This window comes from Mycobacterium sp. IDR2000157661 (genome assembly GCF_022317005.1).
In the GTDB taxonomy this organism is placed as follows: Bacteria; Actinomycetota; Actinomycetes; order Mycobacteriales; family Mycobacteriaceae; genus Mycobacterium.
The window spans coordinates 919,690-937,178 of record NZ_CP081006.1 but is presented as its reverse complement, the minus strand read 5'-3'; the positions used below and the strand labels follow the sequence as shown (position 1 = coordinate 937,178).

General features: G+C 68.7%; 15 protein-coding genes. 11 read left to right on the top strand and 4 right to left on the bottom strand.

Translation table 11 applies throughout. From position 1 onward, the window contains the following. The first annotated feature begins 122 nt into the window (after positions 1 to 122). Entirely contained in the window at positions 123 to 677 is a 555-nt protein-coding gene (locus K3G64_RS05360) for a hemerythrin domain-containing protein (protein WP_238889510.1), read from the top strand. A 3-nt stretch (positions 678 to 680) separates the two neighbouring features. On the opposite strand, the gene K3G64_RS05355 is transcribed toward K3G64_RS05360, so the two are convergent. Then, positions 681 to 2,144 carry a glycosyltransferase family 39 protein gene (locus tag K3G64_RS05355; RefSeq protein WP_238889508.1) on the bottom strand — a complete coding sequence of 488 codons (1,464 nt, stop codon included), beginning with the start codon at positions 2,142 to 2,144 and terminating at the stop codon, positions 681 to 683. Positions 2,145 to 2,200: 56 nt separating this feature from the next. Then, positions 2,201 to 3,040, bottom strand: coding sequence for a glycoside hydrolase family 16 protein (locus tag K3G64_RS05350; protein ID WP_238889507.1), 840 nt, complete (start codon positions 3,038 to 3,040; stop codon positions 2,201 to 2,203). Positions 3,041 to 3,175: 135 nt separating this feature from the next. Here K3G64_RS05350 and fdh point away from each other — a divergent pair, with 135 nt between their 5' ends. Genes fdh through nrfD form a run of 3 tightly spaced genes read left to right on the top strand, consistent with a single transcriptional unit; the run spans position 3,176 to position 8,258 of the window. After that, positions 3,176 to 6,415: a formate dehydrogenase gene (gene fdh, locus K3G64_RS05345; protein WP_238889505.1), complete on the top strand. Its 3,240-nt coding sequence runs from the start codon at positions 3,176 to 3,178 to the stop codon at positions 6,413 to 6,415. After that, entirely contained in the window at positions 6,412 to 7,317 is a 906-nt protein-coding gene (locus K3G64_RS05340; RefSeq protein WP_238889503.1) for a 4Fe-4S dicluster domain-containing protein, read from the top strand. Before fdh ends, K3G64_RS05340 begins: the two co-directional genes overlap by 4 nt. After that, complete coding sequence (gene nrfD, locus K3G64_RS05335) at positions 7,314 to 8,258, top strand: NrfD/PsrC family molybdoenzyme membrane anchor subunit (RefSeq protein WP_238889501.1); 945 nt, start codon at positions 7,314 to 7,316, stop codon at positions 8,256 to 8,258. Before K3G64_RS05340 ends, nrfD begins: the two co-directional genes overlap by 4 nt. Here the strand turns inward: nrfD and ppk2 are convergent. Further along, a complete protein-coding gene (gene ppk2 / locus K3G64_RS05330) occupies positions 8,255 to 9,142 on the bottom strand; it encodes a polyphosphate kinase 2 (RefSeq protein ID WP_238889500.1) in 888 nt (295 codons plus the stop codon). The two genes, nrfD and ppk2, sit on opposite strands and share 4 nt — an antisense overlap. 142 nt (positions 9,143 to 9,284) lie before the next feature. Here ppk2 and K3G64_RS05325 point away from each other — a divergent pair, with 142 nt between their 5' ends. Then, positions 9,285 to 10,094 carry a DUF1206 domain-containing protein gene (locus K3G64_RS05325; RefSeq protein WP_238889498.1) on the top strand — a complete coding sequence of 270 codons (810 nt, stop codon included), beginning with the start codon at positions 9,285 to 9,287 and terminating at the stop codon, positions 10,092 to 10,094. Positions 10,095 to 10,137: 43 nt separating this feature from the next. Next, entirely contained in the window at positions 10,138 to 11,070 is a 933-nt protein-coding gene (locus K3G64_RS05320) for an NAD(P)/FAD-dependent oxidoreductase (protein ID WP_238889496.1), read from the top strand. On the opposite strand, the gene K3G64_RS05315 is transcribed toward K3G64_RS05320, so the two are convergent. Beyond that, positions 11,071 to 11,283 carry a hypothetical protein gene (locus K3G64_RS05315; protein ID WP_370647106.1) on the bottom strand — a complete coding sequence of 71 codons (213 nt, stop codon included), beginning with the start codon at positions 11,281 to 11,283 and terminating at the stop codon, positions 11,071 to 11,073. Positions 11,284 to 11,435: 152 nt separating this feature from the next. Here K3G64_RS05315 and K3G64_RS05310 point away from each other — a divergent pair, with 152 nt between their 5' ends. The 5 genes from K3G64_RS05310 to K3G64_RS05290 all read left to right on the top strand — a co-directional run bounded on the left by K3G64_RS05310 (position 11,436) and on the right by K3G64_RS05290 (position 17,423). Next, complete coding sequence (locus K3G64_RS05310) at positions 11,436 to 11,999, top strand: YceI family protein (RefSeq protein ID WP_238889495.1); 564 nt, start codon at positions 11,436 to 11,438, stop codon at positions 11,997 to 11,999. Positions 12,000 to 12,062: 63 nt separating this feature from the next. Continuing rightward, the gene (locus tag K3G64_RS05305; protein ID WP_238889494.1) at positions 12,063 to 13,571 is read left to right on the top strand and encodes a serine/threonine-protein kinase; all 1,509 of its coding nucleotides are present in this window, start codon (positions 12,063 to 12,065) and stop codon (positions 13,569 to 13,571) included. Positions 13,572 to 13,753: 182 nt separating this feature from the next. After that, the gene (locus K3G64_RS05300; RefSeq protein WP_370647105.1) at positions 13,754 to 14,932 is read left to right on the top strand and encodes a glycosyltransferase; all 1,179 of its coding nucleotides are present in this window, start codon (positions 13,754 to 13,756) and stop codon (positions 14,930 to 14,932) included. Further along, a complete protein-coding gene (locus K3G64_RS05295; protein WP_238889493.1) occupies positions 14,929 to 15,951 on the top strand; it encodes a glycosyltransferase in 1,023 nt (340 codons plus the stop codon). Before K3G64_RS05300 ends, K3G64_RS05295 begins: the two co-directional genes overlap by 4 nt. Next, positions 15,948 to 17,423 (top strand): glycoside hydrolase family 130 protein, encoded by a 1,476-nt coding sequence (locus K3G64_RS05290; RefSeq protein WP_238889492.1) that lies wholly within the window; start codon positions 15,948 to 15,950, stop codon positions 17,421 to 17,423. Before K3G64_RS05295 ends, K3G64_RS05290 begins: the two co-directional genes overlap by 4 nt. Positions 17,424 to 17,489 lie beyond the last annotated feature (66 nt).

Sequence of the window (17,489 nt, the reverse complement as noted above, 5' to 3'; positions counted from 1 at the left end):
AGTGGTCCAACTCTCGGTCGCTTCGGTTGAATCCATCCTCACTGCAATCGGCCGTACCGTCAAAGCACTCCGGTTTGGCCGACGTTGACCGGGGTACGCCCGCAGCCATAGAGGAGGTTGACATGGCAAACACCGGCAACATCGTCGACGACATCATCACCGACCATCGCGAGTTCGAGAGCGTCTTCACCGAGATCGAAACCGGCGGCGATCCCCGTACGCAACCGGAGCTGGTCGACCATGTCATCGCCGAGCTGGTGCGCCACGCCGTCGCCGAGGAGACATACGTCTACCCGGTGGCCCGAAAGGCACTCACCGACGGTGACGAGGTCACCGAGCACGAGATCGAGGAGCATGCCGAGGGCGAGGACATCATGAAGGCCATCGAGAAGGCCGGTGCCGACGACCCGCACTACGACGATCTGGTGCGCAAGCTGATCCACCAGATGCGCCATCACCTCGAGGAGGAGGAGACGCATCTGCTGCCCAAACTTCGCCAGACGTGTCCGCCGGAACAACTGCGCGAGCTGAGCGCGGAGTTTCAGCGGGCCAAGAGCACGGCGCCGACGCGGCCGCATCCACTTTTTCCCGACCGTCCGCCGGCCAACAAGATCCTCGCGCCGGGCGCCGGTCTGGTCGACCGGCTGCGCGATGCACTCTCCGGGCGCAACGCCTGACTGCTAGCGCTGCGCCCGGATGACCTGAACCAGGTTGAACTGCCGGCGCTCGGTCAGCCGGAACCCCATGTCATGGGATACCGCGAACGCCGGTGTGCCGCCGAACAGCGGTCCCGGCGGGATCGCGACACCCTGCTCGTGTTCCGGCGCCGCGGGATCGGCCTGGGTGAGGATCCATACGGTCCCGCACTGCTGCAGCGGGCCGACCGAGGCCTGCGGAATGAGGTTCGTGTCGAAGACGTTGCGGCGCTCGACCGCTCGCTGCCAGAGGCTGACGTCGGCCAGTGCGCCGAACGCGTCGGGGCGTGCCGCCAGCAGCGGCCGCATCGGTGCCGGATGGAAGGTGACGGTGTCGTTGACCAACAGGCAGTCACCCGCGGCGGCGTTGGCGGATATCAGATCGGCCACCTGGCTGTAGTCCATCCCGTACTTGGCGTAGGGACCACGTTGCACCGCAACGTAAGTGGGTGCGGCGACGACACCGAAGAGGACGACGACAGCCGCGGCAACCCACGCCGAACGAGACAGCGCTGCGATGCACACCGCGAGCAGCAGCGCCATCGCGGGGGCGGTGAACGACAGGTAGCGGGGGGTGTACAGCGGATCGGCGACCGCCGACCACCCGACGATCGACGCCGTGGGGATCACCAGCCAGGCCGCCGACAGCACCACCGCCTCGCGATCGGCGCGTCGCGATGTGCACACCCACACCACGACGGCGGTCAGCATCACCAGCGCGGCCATCGCCGCGAAGTACGGATTGCGATCGAAATACTGTTGCACCGCAACGTCTTCGACGGTGCGCCCGCCGATGGGTGTGATCCACGCGATCTGCTGGACCTGCCCGGCGACCAGCGCGACGAACGGAGCCGTGGCGCCGACCACCACGGCCGACGTGACCGCGAACGGCACCACCACCGCGCGCCTGCGCCGAAACGACGCCACGTGGACGATGTAGACGATGTGGACGAACACCAACAGCGCGAGGTAGACCTCGAGCAGGATCGACACGGCGAGCAGTGCGCCGTATCCCGCCCACGCCCACCACGCCGCGCGCCGCGTCGCATACACCAGTGCGACCGTCACCCACACCGCGAGCATCATCGACAGGGCGTAGGGTCGCGCCTCGATGCCGGCCCATGTCGCTCGCGGCAGGATCGCGCACACCACCCCGGCCGTCACGCCGACCGTCCGCGACGACAGCTGCTTGCCGAGCACCACCAGGCCCGCGGCGGCGCCGCCGACGGCCAGGCCGCTCGGTACGCGCGACCAGAACTCGGTGGGCGGCACGACCGCGAACCAGCCGTGCATGAGCAGGTAGTACAGCGCGTGGACGGCGTCGACCTCGCCGACCAGCTGCCACAGGTCGGACAGTGACCGGCTGTACGAGGCGGAGATCGTCGCCGCCTCGTCGTACCAGAACGACGGCCGCGCGGCGCCCGCGAGGCTCACCGCGGCGGCGAACACCGCGACGATCAGCGGGTCCAGGCGCGCCAGCCGGCCGGCCCCACGGGACCCGGCGTCTACCAGACGCGGATCCAGTCCACCAGCATCACCGACGGGTAGGGGGCGAGCGCGGGGTCGCCGCCGCCCGAACCGCCGACCGCGAGGTTCAGGATCGCCTGCATCCAGTAGCCGGGGATGCCGAACGGCCAGCGCAGGTCGCCGGGCCGGCCGTGGACCGGGATCGGGTTGTTGTTCACCGTGAAGTACGGCTCGGCGCCGTCGACGTAGTCGCGCCAGAACGAGAAGCCCTCCTCGCCCCAGAACACGCGCCAGTTGTGCCACGCCGGGTCGACGAGTCCCGGGATCGACTTGCCCTTCCAGGTCTTACCGTTGGATGCGGCGTGCACGGTCGTCCCCGGCGGCCACAGCCCGTTGCCGTAGTACTCCACGATGTCGACCTCGCCGTCGGGCAGCGGGTCCTGGTTCAGCAGCCAGTACGCCGGCCACAGCCCCGGGTGCATGCAGTCGAGCTTGATCCGGGCCTCCCAGGTGGTGCCGATCTGGCCCCGGAATTGGCTGAGCACCTTGCCGCTGAAGTACTGGTTCTCTTCCTTGGTGGCGCACAGCACCAGGTTGGAGTTGCCGTCGACGAACACGTTGCGGCGGTCGTTGCGGTAATGCCCGGCCAGCGGCGGGGTCACCGGGTCGTCCCAGTCCTGCACGATCCAGTTGGCCGGATCCGGCGCCGAACCGGCCGGGCCGTCGAACTCGTCGACGAAGAGGTAGGAGCCCACCGCGGCGTCGGGCGGTGGCTGCGTCGGCGGGGACGGGCGGACTGGCGATGCGTTCGCGGTGGGTAGCGCGGCGGCCCCCACTGCGGCCATCCCGGACATCATCATCATGCTTCGTCGATCCAAAGGGCGATGCAAATCAGGCACCCCAGCACCATAAAGGGTCGAGCCGATGATCACGAGAAGTTCCCATCGACGGAAGTAACCTCACAGTGTCCGCGGCATGGTTTCAGCCCGTCATGCCCGGGTAAGGAGGCTCAGGTGGACATCGGCAAGCTGATCCGGTCGTGGCCCGTGTACCGGCAGCTCACCGGCGACGACCGGCTGGGCCGCGGGCAGGCCGCTCAATCACCACGATCGGCCGGCCTGGCGCCGCGCACCGCCGACGCCGACCACGTCGTGCACTCGGTGTGCCCGTTCTGCGCGGTCGGCTGCGCGCAGACGGTGTACGTCAAGGACCAGAAGGTCATCCAGATCGAGGGCAATCCGGACAGCCCGATCTCGCGGGGCCGGCTGTGCCCGAAGGGGTCGGCGAGCAAGCAGTTGGTCACCGGCCCGCAGCGGCTGACGAAGGTGCGCTACCGCCCGCCCTCCGCGACCGACTGGCAGGAGATCGACCTCGACACCGCGATGCACATGGTGGCCGACCGGGTTCTCGACGCCCGCGAGAAGGGCTGGCAGCAGTTCGACGCCGACCGCAACACCTTGCGGCGCACCATGGGCATCGCCAGCCTCGGCGGCGCGACCCTCGACAACGAAGAGAACTACCTGATCAAGAAGCTCTTCACGGCGCTGGGCGCATTGCAGATCGAGAACCAGGCGCGTATTTGACACAGCGCCACGGTTCCCGGTCTGGGAGCCTCCTTCGGTCGCGGCGGGGCGACGGACTACCAGCAGGATCTCGCCAACTCGGACTTCATCGTCATCATGGGATCGAACATGGCCGAGGCGCATCCGGTCGGCTTCCAGTGGGTGATGGAGGCCAAGGCGAACGGCGCCGAGGTCGTCCACATCGACCCGCGGTTCACCCGCACCAGTGCGCTGGCCGACCGGCACGTATCGCTGCGGGCCGGCAGCGACATCGCCTTCCTCGGCGGGGTGATCAACTACATCCTGAGCAACGAGTTGGACTTCCGCGAGTACGTCGCCGCCTACACCAACGCGTCCTTCCTGGTGGATGAGGGCTTCGCCGACACCGAGGATCTCGACGGGCTGTTCTCCGGCTACGACGAGGAGTCGGCGGCCTACGACCCGGCGACCTGGCAGTACGAGTCGACCGACACCGGCGGCGACGAAGCCGGCGAAGCCGGGGAGCGCGGTGAGGACGCCAAGGAGGAGGCCGCGCCGGATCAGCAGGGGTCGGGCGGGCCGCAGATCGAGGGCGGCGCGGGCCACATCCCGTCGGACCCGACGCTGCAGCACCCGCGCTGCGTGTACCAGATCCTCAAGCGGCACTATGCCCGCTACACCCCGGACATGGTTGAGCGGGTGTGCGGGGTGCCCGCCGCGCAGTTCCTGGAGATCGCCAAAGCGTGGGCGGCCAACTCGGGCCGCGAGCGGACCGCCGCGCTGGTGTACAGCGTCGGCTGGACGCAGCACTCGGTCGGCGCCCAGTACATTCGCGCGGGATCGATCATCCAGCTGCTGTTGGGCAACATCGGCAGGCCCGGCGGCGGCATCATCGCGCTGCGCGGACACGCCAGCATCCAGGGGTCGACCGATGTGCCGACGCTGTTCAACCTGTTGCCCGGCTATCTGCGGATGCCGCACGCAGGCGAGGAGACGCTGGCCGAGTACGTCGACGACATCCGGGGCAAGAACCAGAAGGGCTTCTGGCACAACGCCGATGCCTACCTGGTGTCGCTGCTCAAGGAGTACTGGGGCGAGAAGGCGACTGCCGACAACGACTTCTGCTTCGACTACCTGCCGCGCATCAACGGCGACCACGGTACGTACCGCACGGTGATGGACATGGTCGACGGCAAGGTGTTCGGCTATTTCCTGCTAGGTCAGAACCCGGCGGTCGGATCGGCGCACGGACGGCTGCAGCGCCTGGGCATGGCCAACCTCGACTGGCTGGTGGTGCGCGATCTCGTCGAGATCGAGAGCGCGACGTTCTGGAAGAACGGGCCGGAGATCGAGACCGGTGAGATCTCCCCGCAGACGTGCCGCACCGAGGTGTTCCTGTTCCCGGCCGCCTCGCACGTCGAGAAGGCGGGCACATTCACCCAGACGCAGCGCATGTTGCAGTGGCGTGAGCAGGCCGTCGAACCTCCGGGGGACGCGCGCTCGGAGTTGTGGTTCTTCTATCACCTCGGCCGGATCCTGCGCGAGAAGCTCTCCGGCTCAACGGATCAACGCGACCGACCGCTGCTCGACCTGTCATGGGACTACGCGATGGACGGTGACGAGCCGTCCGCGGAGGACGTGTTGCGGCGCATCAACGGCATCGACCTGACCACGGGTCGCGCCGTCGACGGCTACACCGAGCTGAAGGCAGACGGCAGCACGATGTGCGGCTGCTGGATCTACAGCGGCGTCTACGCCGACGAGGAGAACCAGGCCGCTCGGCGCAAACCCCATGACCAGCAGGGCCCTTACGACAACGAGTGGGGCTGGACGTGGCCGATGAACCGCCGCGTGCTCTACAACCGCGCGTCGGCCGACCCGCTGGGCCGGCCGTGGAGCGAGCGCAAGAAGCTCATCTGGTGGGACGAGTCGAGCGGTGAGTGGACGGGTCACGACGTACCGGACTTCGAGAAGACCAAGCCGCCGGACTACCGGCCACCCGAAGGCGCGGTCGGCGTGGAGGCGCTGCGCGGCGACGACCCGTTCGTGATGCAGGCCGACGGCAAGGGCTGGTTGTTCGCGCCGAACGGTGTGCTCGACGGCCCGCTGCCCACACACTACGAACCGCACGAGTCGCCGGTGAGCAACGCCTTCTACCGCCAACAGGGCAACCCGGCGCGCAAGGCCTACCCGCGTGCCGACAACCCGTCGAATCCCTCCGGGCCGGTGGCACACACCGACGTGTTCCCGTTCGTGTTCACCGCCGCGCGGCTCACCGAGCACCACACCGCCGGCGGGATGAGCAGGCAGCTGCCGTATCTGTCGGAACTCCAGCCCGGTCTGTTCGTCGAGGTGTCACCGGCGCTGGCTGCCGAACGCGGCCTGGCGCACATGGATTGGGCTCACGTGGTGACCAGCCGGGCGGCGGTCGACGCGCGGGTGTTCGTGACCGAGCGGATGCGGCCGCTGCGCATCGAGGACACCACGGTGCACCAGGTGTGGATGCCGTATCACTGGGGCAACGCCGGGCTGGTCGAGGGCGACGTGGTCAACGACCTCCTCGGAGTGGTGGTCGACCCGAACGTCTTCATCCAGGAGAGCAAGGTGGCGACGTGCGACATCCAGCCGGGCCGACGGCCGCGCGGGCATGAGCTACTGACCTACCTCGAACAGTATCGGCAGCGTGCGGGTATCACACAGGAGAAGCCATGAGAGACAACAGCTTCTACGGTCCGCTGGCCGATGTGGCCGGTGAGGCGGGCTACGACGATCATCCGCCGCGGATGGGCTTCTTCACCGACACCTCGGTGTGCATCGGCTGCAAGGCATGTGAGGTGGCCTGCAAGGAATGGAACGGGGTGCCCGACGCCCGAGCCGGGGCCGGGTTCAACCTGCTGGGCATGTCGTTCGACAACACCGGCGAACTGGGCGCCAACTCGTGGCGGCACGTGGCGTTCATCGAGCAACCTGCAAGCGATGAGCCGACGGTGGACTTGGGGATGCCGGGCTTCGAGCGGCCCGGGGAGGCGATGAGCGTCGACACCGGCACCGATTTCCGATGGCTGATGAGCAGCGACGTATGCAAGCACTGCACGCACGCGGGTTGCCTGGATGTGTGCCCTACGGGCGCGCTGTTCCGCACGGAGTTCGGCACCGTCGTTGTGCAGCAGGACATCTGCAACGGTTGCGGCTACTGCGTGTCGGGCTGCCCCTACGGCGTGATCGAGCGGCGCGAAGGTGACGGCCGCGCGTGGAAGTGCACCCTGTGCTACGACCGGTTGCGCGACGGCCTGGAACCCGCGTGCGCCAAGGCCTGCCCGACGGACTCGATCCAGTTCGGTGAGCTCGACGAGTTGCGGGAGCGGGCCGCCCGCCGCGTCGAGGATCTGCACGCGCGCGGCGTGAGGCAGGCCCGCCTCTACGGTGAGGACCCCAACGACGGCGTCGGTGGCGACGGCGCGTTCTTCCTGTTGCTCGACGAGCCGGAAGTCTATGGGCTGCCGCCGGATCCGGTGGTGCCGACACGCGACGCTGGGGCGATGTGGCGCTATGCGGGGATGGCCGCGTCGGCGTTGGTCGGTATCGCGGTGTCGGCGTTCGTGGGGCGGGCATGAGAGACCAACTGGCGGTGCCGCACGCCGAGTTCCGGTCATATTACGGACGGCCCATTCTGAAGAAGCCGGTGTGGGACTGGAAGATCGCGGCCTACCTGTTCTCCGGCGGGCTGTCGGCGGGGTCGGCGATGCTGGCGGCCGGGGCGGACCTGACGGGCCGGCCCGGGCTTCGCCGGGTGAGCCGGATCGGTGCGTTGTTCAGTGTTCTCGCGAGCCTGTACTTCCTGATCGCCGACCTCGGCCGCCCGGAGCGCTTCCACCACATGTTGCGGGTGGCCAAGCCGAGTTCACCGATGAGCGTCGGCACGTGGATTCTCTTCGCATACGGCCCGGGCGCGGGACTGGCCGGGGTCGCGGAGCTTCTGCCTCGGCGGGTTCGGCGCACAGGGCTCGGCCGGCTGGCCGGCTGGCTGGCCCGCCCCGCGGGAGCGTGGGGGGCCGCGATGGCACCGGGCGTCGCGTCGTATACCGCGGTGCTGTTGTCGCAGACGGCGGTTCCGGCCTGGCGGGAGGCGCACCCGTATCTTCCGTTCGTGTTCACGGGGTCGGCCGCGGCCAGCGGCGGCGGGCTCGGGATGCTGCTGGGTCCCGTCGGCGAGTCGGCGCCGGCGCGCCGGATGGCGGTGCTGGGCGCGGGCATGGAGGTGGCCGCGTCGCGGGTGATGGAGCGGCGTCTCGGCCTCGTCGGCGAGGCGTACACCACCGGCAGGCCGCATCGGCTGCGCCGGCTGTCGGAGCTGCTGACGGTCGGCGGGGCGGTCGGCGCTGTGGTGGGCCGGCGGGGTGCGGTGGTCGCGGCGTCGGGCGCGGCGCTGCTCGTCGGCAGCGCTTTGCAGCGGTTCGCGGTGTTCGAAGCCGGGAAGGCGTCGACAAAGGATCCGAAGTACGTGGTGTTGCCGCAACGCGAACGGCTCGCGGCGGCGGAGTCCGTTCGCGCTTAGTCCTCCAGAGCGCGACCGACGATCAGGGGATCCGGTTCGCCCACGACGTCGTGGTCCTTGTCGTCGTAGTCGTACTTGCTCAGCAGGTAGCGCATGGCGTTGATGCGGCCGCGCTTCTTGTCGTTGCTCTTCACCACGATCCACGGCGCGTGGTCGGTGTCGGTGGCCAGGAACATCTCCTCCTTGGCCTCGGTGTACTCCTGCCAGCGGTTGCGCGACTCCAGGTCCATCGCGGAGAACTTCCAGTGCCGCAACGGGTCGATCAGCCGGATCGCGAACCGGGTGCGCTGCTCAGACGGTGTGACCGAGAACCAGAATTTGGTCAGGTGGATGCCCTCGTTGACCAGCATCTCCTCGAAAAGCGGTGCCTGCCGGAGAAATTCGGCGTGCTGCTCAGGTGTGCAGAACCCCATCACCTTCTCGACCCCCGCACGGTTGTACCAGGACCGGTCGAAGAACACCATCTCACCGGCGGTGGGCAGGTGGTTGACGTAGCGCTGGAAGTACCACTGCGACTTCTCCGTATCGGTGGGCTTCTCCAGCGCCACCACGCGGGCGCCACGCGGATTGAGATGTTCGGTGAACCGCTGGATCGTCCCGCCCTTGCCCGCGGCGTCACGGCCCTCCACGACGATCACGTGGCGCGCACCGGTGCGCTGGCTCCACTGCTGCAGCTTGAGCAGTTCGATCTGCAGGCGGCGCTTGACCTTCTCGTAGTCGGCCCGGTCCATGCGCCCGTCGTAGGGGTAATGCTCCCGCCAGGTCTGGATCGGGTCGCCGTTGCGGTCCAGCAGCACCGGATCGTCGTCGTCCTGGTCGTCGACGGTGAAGCCGTGCCCATCGGTCGACAGGGCGTCGAGGTCGATCATGGTCTCAGCAGTCATCGATGGCTCCTCGACGACTCAATTCCCGCCCGAGCCGAGCCGAAAACGCCGCCCACCACACGGCGGGGGGTTTCCCGTGCCCCGCCTTCGGGAAACCGCCTCCCGTGCAAAGCGAGCGCGTCGAGTCGGTGTTGCTCGTCCTATGAGCGTCAAGTACGCGGTGAACCGTGCGACCGACAGTCGTGCGATGCAGTACTTCGCGCGGGCCGGATTCCCGATCAGCGGCGTCCTGCACGTCCTCGTGGCCTACATGATCGGGCGGATCGCGCTGGGATCGGAGGGCGACGCCGACCAGTACGGGGCGCTGGCGACCGTGGCGCGCCAGGGCGGCGGAGCCGTGTCGCTGTGGCTCGTGGCCGCCGGTTTGCTCGCCCTGGCGATGTGGCGACTCGCGGAGACCGCTATCGGCCTGCACCCGGGGGAGAGTCCCCACGCGCATACCCGGCGATCACCAGTCTTGAGCAGGCTCAAGGCGTTCGGACTGGCACTGGTCTACGCGGCGGTGGCGTACACCGCGGTGCAGTTCGCGCTGGGCGCGAGCCTGCGCAGCGGTCAGCAGACCGAGGGGCTGAGCGCGCGGCTGATGCAGTCCGACGGCGGCAAGGTGATCATGGTCGCCGTCGGCCTGGTCATCGCCGTCATCGGCGCCTACTACGTCCACAAGGGCGCCACCCGCAAGTTCCTCGACGACCTGTGCATGCCGCCGGGCCGGCTCGTCACCGCCCTCGGACTGTGCGGTCACGTCGCCGAGGGTGCGGTGCTGTTCGGCGCGGGTCTGTCCGTCATCGGCGCGACCTATCTGAGCGATCCGGCCAAGGCGACGGGTCTCGACGGGGCGGTCGAACAGATCAGCCACGCCCGCTTCGGCACGGCGCTGCTGTCGATCGCCGCCGCCGGGTTCGCCGCCTACGGGCTCTACAGTTTCGCGTTGACCCGTTACGCACGCATGTGAGCCCGGCGTTTCCGGCAACGGCCAGGGAGGTACCCCACGGGCCATGAGTGAGCAGTGGGAATGTGCCGTCATCGGTGGGGGCGCGGCCGGGCTGAGCGCAGCCCTGGTGCTGGGCCGCGCCCGTCGGCGCACCGTCGTCGTCGATGCCGACGAACAGAGCAACCGGGCGTCGGCCTCCATCGGCGGCCTGCTCGGCTACGACCAGCGGCCGCCTGCCGAGCTGTACTCCGCCGGTCGCCGCGAGCTCGCGGCCTATCCCAGCGTCGAATACCGCCACGGCCGGGTCCGCAGCGGGCGCCGCGTCGACAGCGGCTTCCTCCTCGAAACCGACGGCGGCGAGATCCACGCCAAGCGCGTCCTGCTGACCACGGGCATGCAGTACTGCCCGCCCGATATGCCCGGGCTCGCCGAACTGTGGGGCACCTCGGTGTTCCAGTGCCCGTTCTGTCACGGCTGGGAGATGCGCGACGCCCGGCTGGCCAGCCTGGCCGCCGGGGAGGAGGCGGTGCACTCGGCGTTGATGCTGCGGGGCTGGAGCGACGACGTCGTCATCCTCACCGACGGCCGTACCGATCTCTCGCCGGCCGAGACGAACGCGCTGACGTCGGCGGGTGTCACGATCGACGACCGTCGTGTCGTCGAATTGCTCAGTGAGGACGGCAAGCTCACCGCCATCGCGTTCGCCGACGGCACCCGCCTGGCCCGCGACGGCCTGCTCGTGGAAGCGCCGCTGCGGCAACGCACGCCGCTCGCCGAGCAATTGGGGGCGACGTGCGCTCCCGGCCCGCTGGCCGCCGACACCATCGCCGTCGACCAGATCCACCGCACGGAGGCCAGTGGCGTGTTCGCGGCGGGCGACGTGTGCACCGAGCAACCGCACATCGCCGGCGCGATCCAGTCGGGCTCACAGGCTGCCATGATCGTGGTGCAGAGCCTGCTCGCCGACGAGTACGGGCTGCCCTATCCGCCCACTTGACTACGGCCGCAACGCGACTCGGATGAAGCCGTCGGACTTGTTCTTGAACAGGTCGTAGGCGCGCACCCCCTCGCTGAGCGGCAGGTCGTGGGTGATCAGCATCGAGGGCTCCAGGTCGCCCTGCTGCACGTGGTCGAAGAACTGCCTGATGTAGCGCTGGCCGTGCTGCTGGGCGGTCCGCAGGGTGAGCCCCTTGTTCATCAGCATGCCCATCGGGACACTCTCTCTGTGATCCTCTCGGCGAGCTGCTTCACCTGCGCCTTGGCGCCGTCCACCACGCTCATGCGGTTCTCCCCGAATCGTGTTGGCGGTGCGGTTACCCGGTCAGTAGCGCGTCACACCCGTCGACACCCGACAATGGCGGGATGTCAGAAACACCACAGGCGTGGCACCTCGACCAGAGCGACGGCCGGCTGCTGGTCCGCACCGGCGTCACGGGCCGGGCAGCGAAGATGGGTCACCGGCTGACCATCGCCATGAACAGCTGGCACGCCGGGGTCGACTGGACCCACGGCGAACCCACCGAGGTTCGGATGACCGTCGACGTGGCCTCCCTTGAGGTCATCGGCGGCGAAGGCGGCGTTACGCCGCTGACCGGTCCGGAGAAGATGCTGGCCCGCACCAACGCTCTGAAAACCCTTGACGTCAAGCGCTTCCCGCAGATCACGTTCGAGACGACGACGATCGAACGCGCGCCAACCGGTTACCGCCTCGCCGGTACAGTGCAGATACACGGAACAACCCGGGACTGCGTGGTCGACCTCAACGTCGAGGAGTCCGCCGGCGGATGGCAGATGTCCGGTGACGTGCAGATCCGTCAGACCGAGTTCGGCGTCAAGCCGTACTCGATGCTGATGGGCGCCATGAAGGTCGCCGACGCGGTCACCGTGTCGTTCACCGCGGAACGGGCCACCGCCTCGCCACGTTAACCAGGCTCGCGATGCGGGAACACTGCTGAAGCCCCGATTCCGGGACCGACGGAAGGATTGCATGTGAGCTCGCGTGACGGCGACTCTCGCCTGGGCACCACGTTCGGGCCCTATGAGCTGCAGTCTCTGATCGGGGTCGGGGGAATGGGCGAGGTCTACCGCGCCTACGACACGGCAAGAGAGCGCACGGTCGCGCTCAAGGTGCTGCGTGCGGACATGGCCGCCGACCCCGACTTCCAGGAACGGTTCCGCCGCGAGTCGCGCGTCGCCGCCCGCCTGCAGGAACCGCACGTCATCCCGGTGCACGACTTCGGTGACATCGACGGCGTCCTCTACATCGACATGCGCCTCGTCGAAGGCGCCAGCCTGAAGGAACTACTGCGGACCGCCGGGGCGCTGCCCCCGTCGCGCGCGGTGTCCGTCATCGGCCAGGTCGCCGCCGCGCTGGACGCCGCGCACGGCAACGGCCTGGTGCATCGCGACATCAAACCCGAGAACGTCCTGCTCACCCCCGACGACTTCGTCTACCTGGTGGACTTCGGCATCGCCCACGGCGGCGGCGAGGCCAGCGTCACCAAGACCGGCCTGGTCCTCGGGTCCTGCGCGTACATGGCCCCGGAGCGCATCAGCGGCGAGCGTGGCGGCCCCGCCTCCGACGTCTACTCGCTGGCCTGCCTGCTCTACGAGTGCCTCACCGGCCGCGCGCCGTTCGAGGCCGGTGACCTGCGCGAGGTCATGGGCGCGCACCTGTTCACCGCGCCGCCGCGGCCGAGCATCATGCGCCGCGGCGTCGGCCGCGGGTTCGACGACGTCGTCGCGCGGGGCATGGCGAAGAAACCGGCCGACCGGTTCCCGACCGCCGGTGACCTGGCCAAAGCCGCCGCTGCGGCCGCCGACCAGCCACCCGTTGCGGCGCCGGTACCCCCGCCGCCGCCGCCCGGCACGCGGCAATTCTCCGCCGTCGACCCGAACCCGGCGCGCACGGCTTATCAGCGTCGCCCGCCGCCGCCGCCCAAGAAGCGCGCCAGCAACACGCAGGTCGCGCTGGTGGTGGCCACGATCGTGATGTTCACCGCAGCGGTGGTGCTTGCCGCGGTACTCGTCCTCACCGGCCAGGACTCCGGCACCGCGCCGCAGACCCGGCTGGCCGTGCCGCCGTCGACCACCACCGAGACGGTCCCGCCGTCCGGCCAGAGGGCCACCACCACGAGCCCGACACCGACGACCAGCGGGCCGCCGATCGCCGGCGTGTCCGGGACCGACTCGCGGGGCTTCGTCGGCCACACGGCCCGCTGTGCACCCGGCAACGCCCCGGCCGCCGCGATCAGGACGGCGCAGTCACTTGCGGTGATCTGCGAAACGGGCGACGGCGAGTACGTCTACCGCGGCGAGCGCCTCAGCGACGGCGCCAACATCCAACTGGCCGGCGCGCAACCCTCGGGCGCCGGGTTCACCGTCACCAACCCGGCCGACGGCGCGCGCTACGACGTGCAGCCGAACATGCTGACCATCATCAGCAACGGCACCGTCGACTCGGCCGAGCCGGCACTGGAGTACGGCGCATCCGGCTAGCGGGTCCGTCCGTGGCCCGACGGAACCGCGGACGCGCTTCGCGGCCCGGTGCAAGCCGTCGTGTATGGTTCAGAGAGTTGGAAATCCAGCCAATCCGGGATGCGTCAGCCGGTTGACCGCTGACCACGACGAGCAACCGCTCACGCCGGGTACGCAGGTGACTACCGCCCGTAGGGATCACCTTGACCACCCTTTCCACGTTTCCCACCCTGTCGAACCCCGTTGCCGCTGAGAGCTTCTCCGAAGTTCCCAGCTTTGCCATTCTGAGCACCTATCCACCGACGCCCTGCGGACTGGCGACGTTCAGTTCCGCGCTCGCCGAAGGTCTGGTTTCCCAGGGCGCCGAGGTCGGCATCGTGCGTCTTGCCGATGGCGATCCCACCACCAGTGGTCGCGTCATCGGCGAATATCACACCGGCTCACCATCGTCCGTTTCACGGTGTGCTGACCTGCTGAACCGCAGCGATGTCGCGGTCATCCAGCACGAGTACGGCATCTACGGCGGGAGGGACGGCGACGAGGTCGTCGATGTTCTCGACGGGCTGCGCGTACCGTCGATCGTCATCGCTCACACCGTCCTTCGAGACCCGACGCGCCACCAGCGAATGGTTCTGAAAGCCGTTGCGGCCCGGGCAGATCAGCTGATCGCGATGTCGCAGGCCGCCACCGAGCGGCTGCGCGCCGGCTTCGGCGTCGAAAGCGGCAAGATCACCACCATCCCGCACGGCGCGACCGTGCCGATGGGCGCCTACGGCTCCCGGGGCAGCCGGCCGACGGTGTTGACGTGGGGTCTGTTGGGTCCGGGCAAGGGTGTTGAGCGAGTGATCGAGGCGATGAGATCGCTGCGGAACCTGCCCGGTCGCCCGCGTTATGTGGTTGCGGGCCGGACACACCCGAAAGTGCTGGCCGCCGACGGTGAGGCGTATCGCGCCGCCCTCGTCGAACAGGCGCGTGCGTGCGGTGTAGCGGACTCGGTCGTCTTCGACACCGGATACCGCAACGTCGCGATGCTGATGGCGCTGGCGCGGTCTGCAGCGGTGGTGGTCCTGCCTTATGATTCGCCCGATCAGGTGACATCGGGGGTCCTCGTCGATGCGATAGCAAGCGGGCGGCCCGTGGTCGCGACCGCGTTCCCGCATGCGGTCGAGTTGCTGGCGAGCGGCGCCGGGATCGTGGTCGATCACGACGACCCGGAAGCGCTGGAGGCCGCGCTGCGCCGGGTGCTGACGCAACCACGCCTGGCAGGGGCGATGGCGGCAGAGGCTCGACGACTGGCACCGGAGATGGCGTGGCCGATTGTGGCGCGCACCTATGTCGACGTGGCGCAGCGATTGCTCGCGCAACGACAGACACGCAGATGAGCGCGGTATCGCCGCCGCCGGTGTTCGACCATCTGATGCGGCTGACCGACCGCCGCGGCACCTTGGAGCACGCATGTCTCACCGAACCGCTGCCCGAGCACGGGTACTGCACCGATGATGTCGCCCGTGTCCTGGTCGTGACCACTCGCGGCTCGGGCGGCGACCGCGCGCTGAACGGCCTTGCCGGACTTTCGCTGCGGTTCCTCGACGAGGCTCAGACCCTCACCGGCCCCTGCCACAATCGGATGGACCGGGACGGCAAGTGGACCGATGAACCGGCGCTCGAAGACGCCTGGGGGAGGTGTCTCTGGGGTCTGGGCACCGCGGCCGCCCACAGCACGGTGGCCTGGGCCCGGCAGTCGGCGCTGATGCAGTTCGACCGGGCCGCCCAGCAACGGTCGGTGTGGCCGCGCGCGAGCGCGTTCGCGGTCCTGGGTGCAGCCGAAGTACTCGCGGTCGACCCGCAGCACCGTTCGGCGCGCGCGCTGATCACCGACTACGCCGCTTCGGTGCCCGCCGACGGTGCCGACCCGTCGTGGCCCTGGCCCGAGCCCCGGTTGACCTACGCGAACGCCGTTCTGCCCGAGGCGATGATCGCCGCAGGCACCGCTCTGGACGACTCGATCCTGACTCGACGCGGCCTCGACCTGCTGGCCTGGCTCATCCGAACCGAGTCGGTCGACGGCCGCTTGTCACCGACACCCGTCGCGGGCAGGGGCCCGCAGGACATCAGGCCCGCATTCGATCAGCAGCCGATCGAGGTGTCCACGATCGCGGACGCCTGCGCGCGCGCCGCCGCCGTGGACGCCGACCCGATCTGGCGCGACGGCATCCGTGCCGCCGCGGCATGGTTCCTTGGTGACAACGACGCGGGCACACCGATGTGGGACCCGCGCACCGGAGGCGGATTCGACGGGCTGCACGCCCACGGCGTGAACAAGAATCAGGGCGCGGAGTCGACGTTGGCGCTCATCTCGACCTTTCAGCAGGCGCGCCGCTTATCGACTGTGCCGCAGTGACTTCGGCCGTCGCCGAGCAGGTCACGCGCAGCACCCACCGGCTCGCATCGAACAGATCCAGGGTGATCGCTCGCCTGTTCGTACCGGGCGCGGAGGGCTTCGAGGAGCAGGACTCCCGTGCCGGCGCGGCGCTCGCCCGCGTCCTGGCTCTCGACGAGGACGAGGTGCACACGGCGTTGGACGATGTGATCGCGCGGTTCGACGGACGGCATCGCGATCTGCTCGGCATCCTTCGCAGGCACGCCTATGAGATCGCCGACCGCCTGGACCCGGCCGCTGCGGCGTCCGAGGCTCGGCTGCTCCTCATGGGAGCGGTGTTCACCAGCGAGTACGCCATCGAAGGCGCAGCTTTGTGCAATCCGAGCATGGTGGCTCACCCTGACCAGGCGGGAACGGCCGCCCACAGCTTGCGCTTCGTGATGAGCGTGCGCGGGATAGGTGAAGGACACATCTCCTCGATCGGATTTCGGACGGGCATCGTCGATGACTTCGGTGCGGTCGTGCTCGACGATCCACCCGAATTCGCGACGGTGGGCGCGGTCGTGCCGACACTGCTCGAGGGGCCGGTGTTCCGCAATGAGTTGCGCCGCATGCATGGCACCGGTGAGGCGGCCGACTTCGTCCTCGACGGCCTCGGCGGCAGGTTCACCCGAGCCGATCTCGATGAACGGATCGACCGGCTGCAGGATCACCGCCGTACACGCGGTCGCGCCGCCGAGACGATCTCGCTGATCCGCGCCATCGCGGATCGGATGTACGGCGTCGAACTGTCCGCCGGAATGATCAGTGAGCAGGTCCTCTGGCCGGCGATGCAAGCCGAGCGAGCGGGGATGGAAGACGCGCGGTTCGTCCGGTTCGTAGAGGACGACGGAACCGTGACGTTCTATGCGAGCTACACCGCCTACGACGGATCGCACATCAGCCAGCAACTGCTGACGACTACCGACTTCCACTCGTTCACGTCCACTCCGATGGTGGGTCGGGCCGCGGCCAACAAGGGTCTGGGATTGTTTCCCCGGCGGATAAGGGGTCGGTTCGCCGCCATGTCGCGATCGGACCGCGAATCCAACGCCGTCGCCTTCTCGGACGACCCCTTCGAGTGGACCACCTCGCAACCGTGCCAGCAGCCGACGCGCGCCTGGGAGGCTGTGCAGATCGGAAACTGCGGACCGCCCATCGAAACCGAAGCCGGCTGGCTGGTGCTCACCCACGGAGTCGGTCCGATGCGCACCTACCGCATCGGGGCCATTCTGCTCGACATCGAGGAACCCACCCGGGTCATCGGTCGACTCCGTGCGCCCCTGCTCAGCCCTACCCCCGACGAGCAGGACGGTTATGTCCCCAACGTCGTCTACTCGTGCGGCGCACTGGTACACCGCGCTACGTTGGTGCTGCCCTACGGTATCGGCGACGCGACAGTCGGTTTCGCCACGGTGCCAATGGATGCTCTGCTCGCCGAGCTGAGGTCGTGAGCGACCCCGTTACGGGTACCCAGCTCCGCAAACGGGTGTACCGTAAAGGGTATCGGGCAGCTCGGC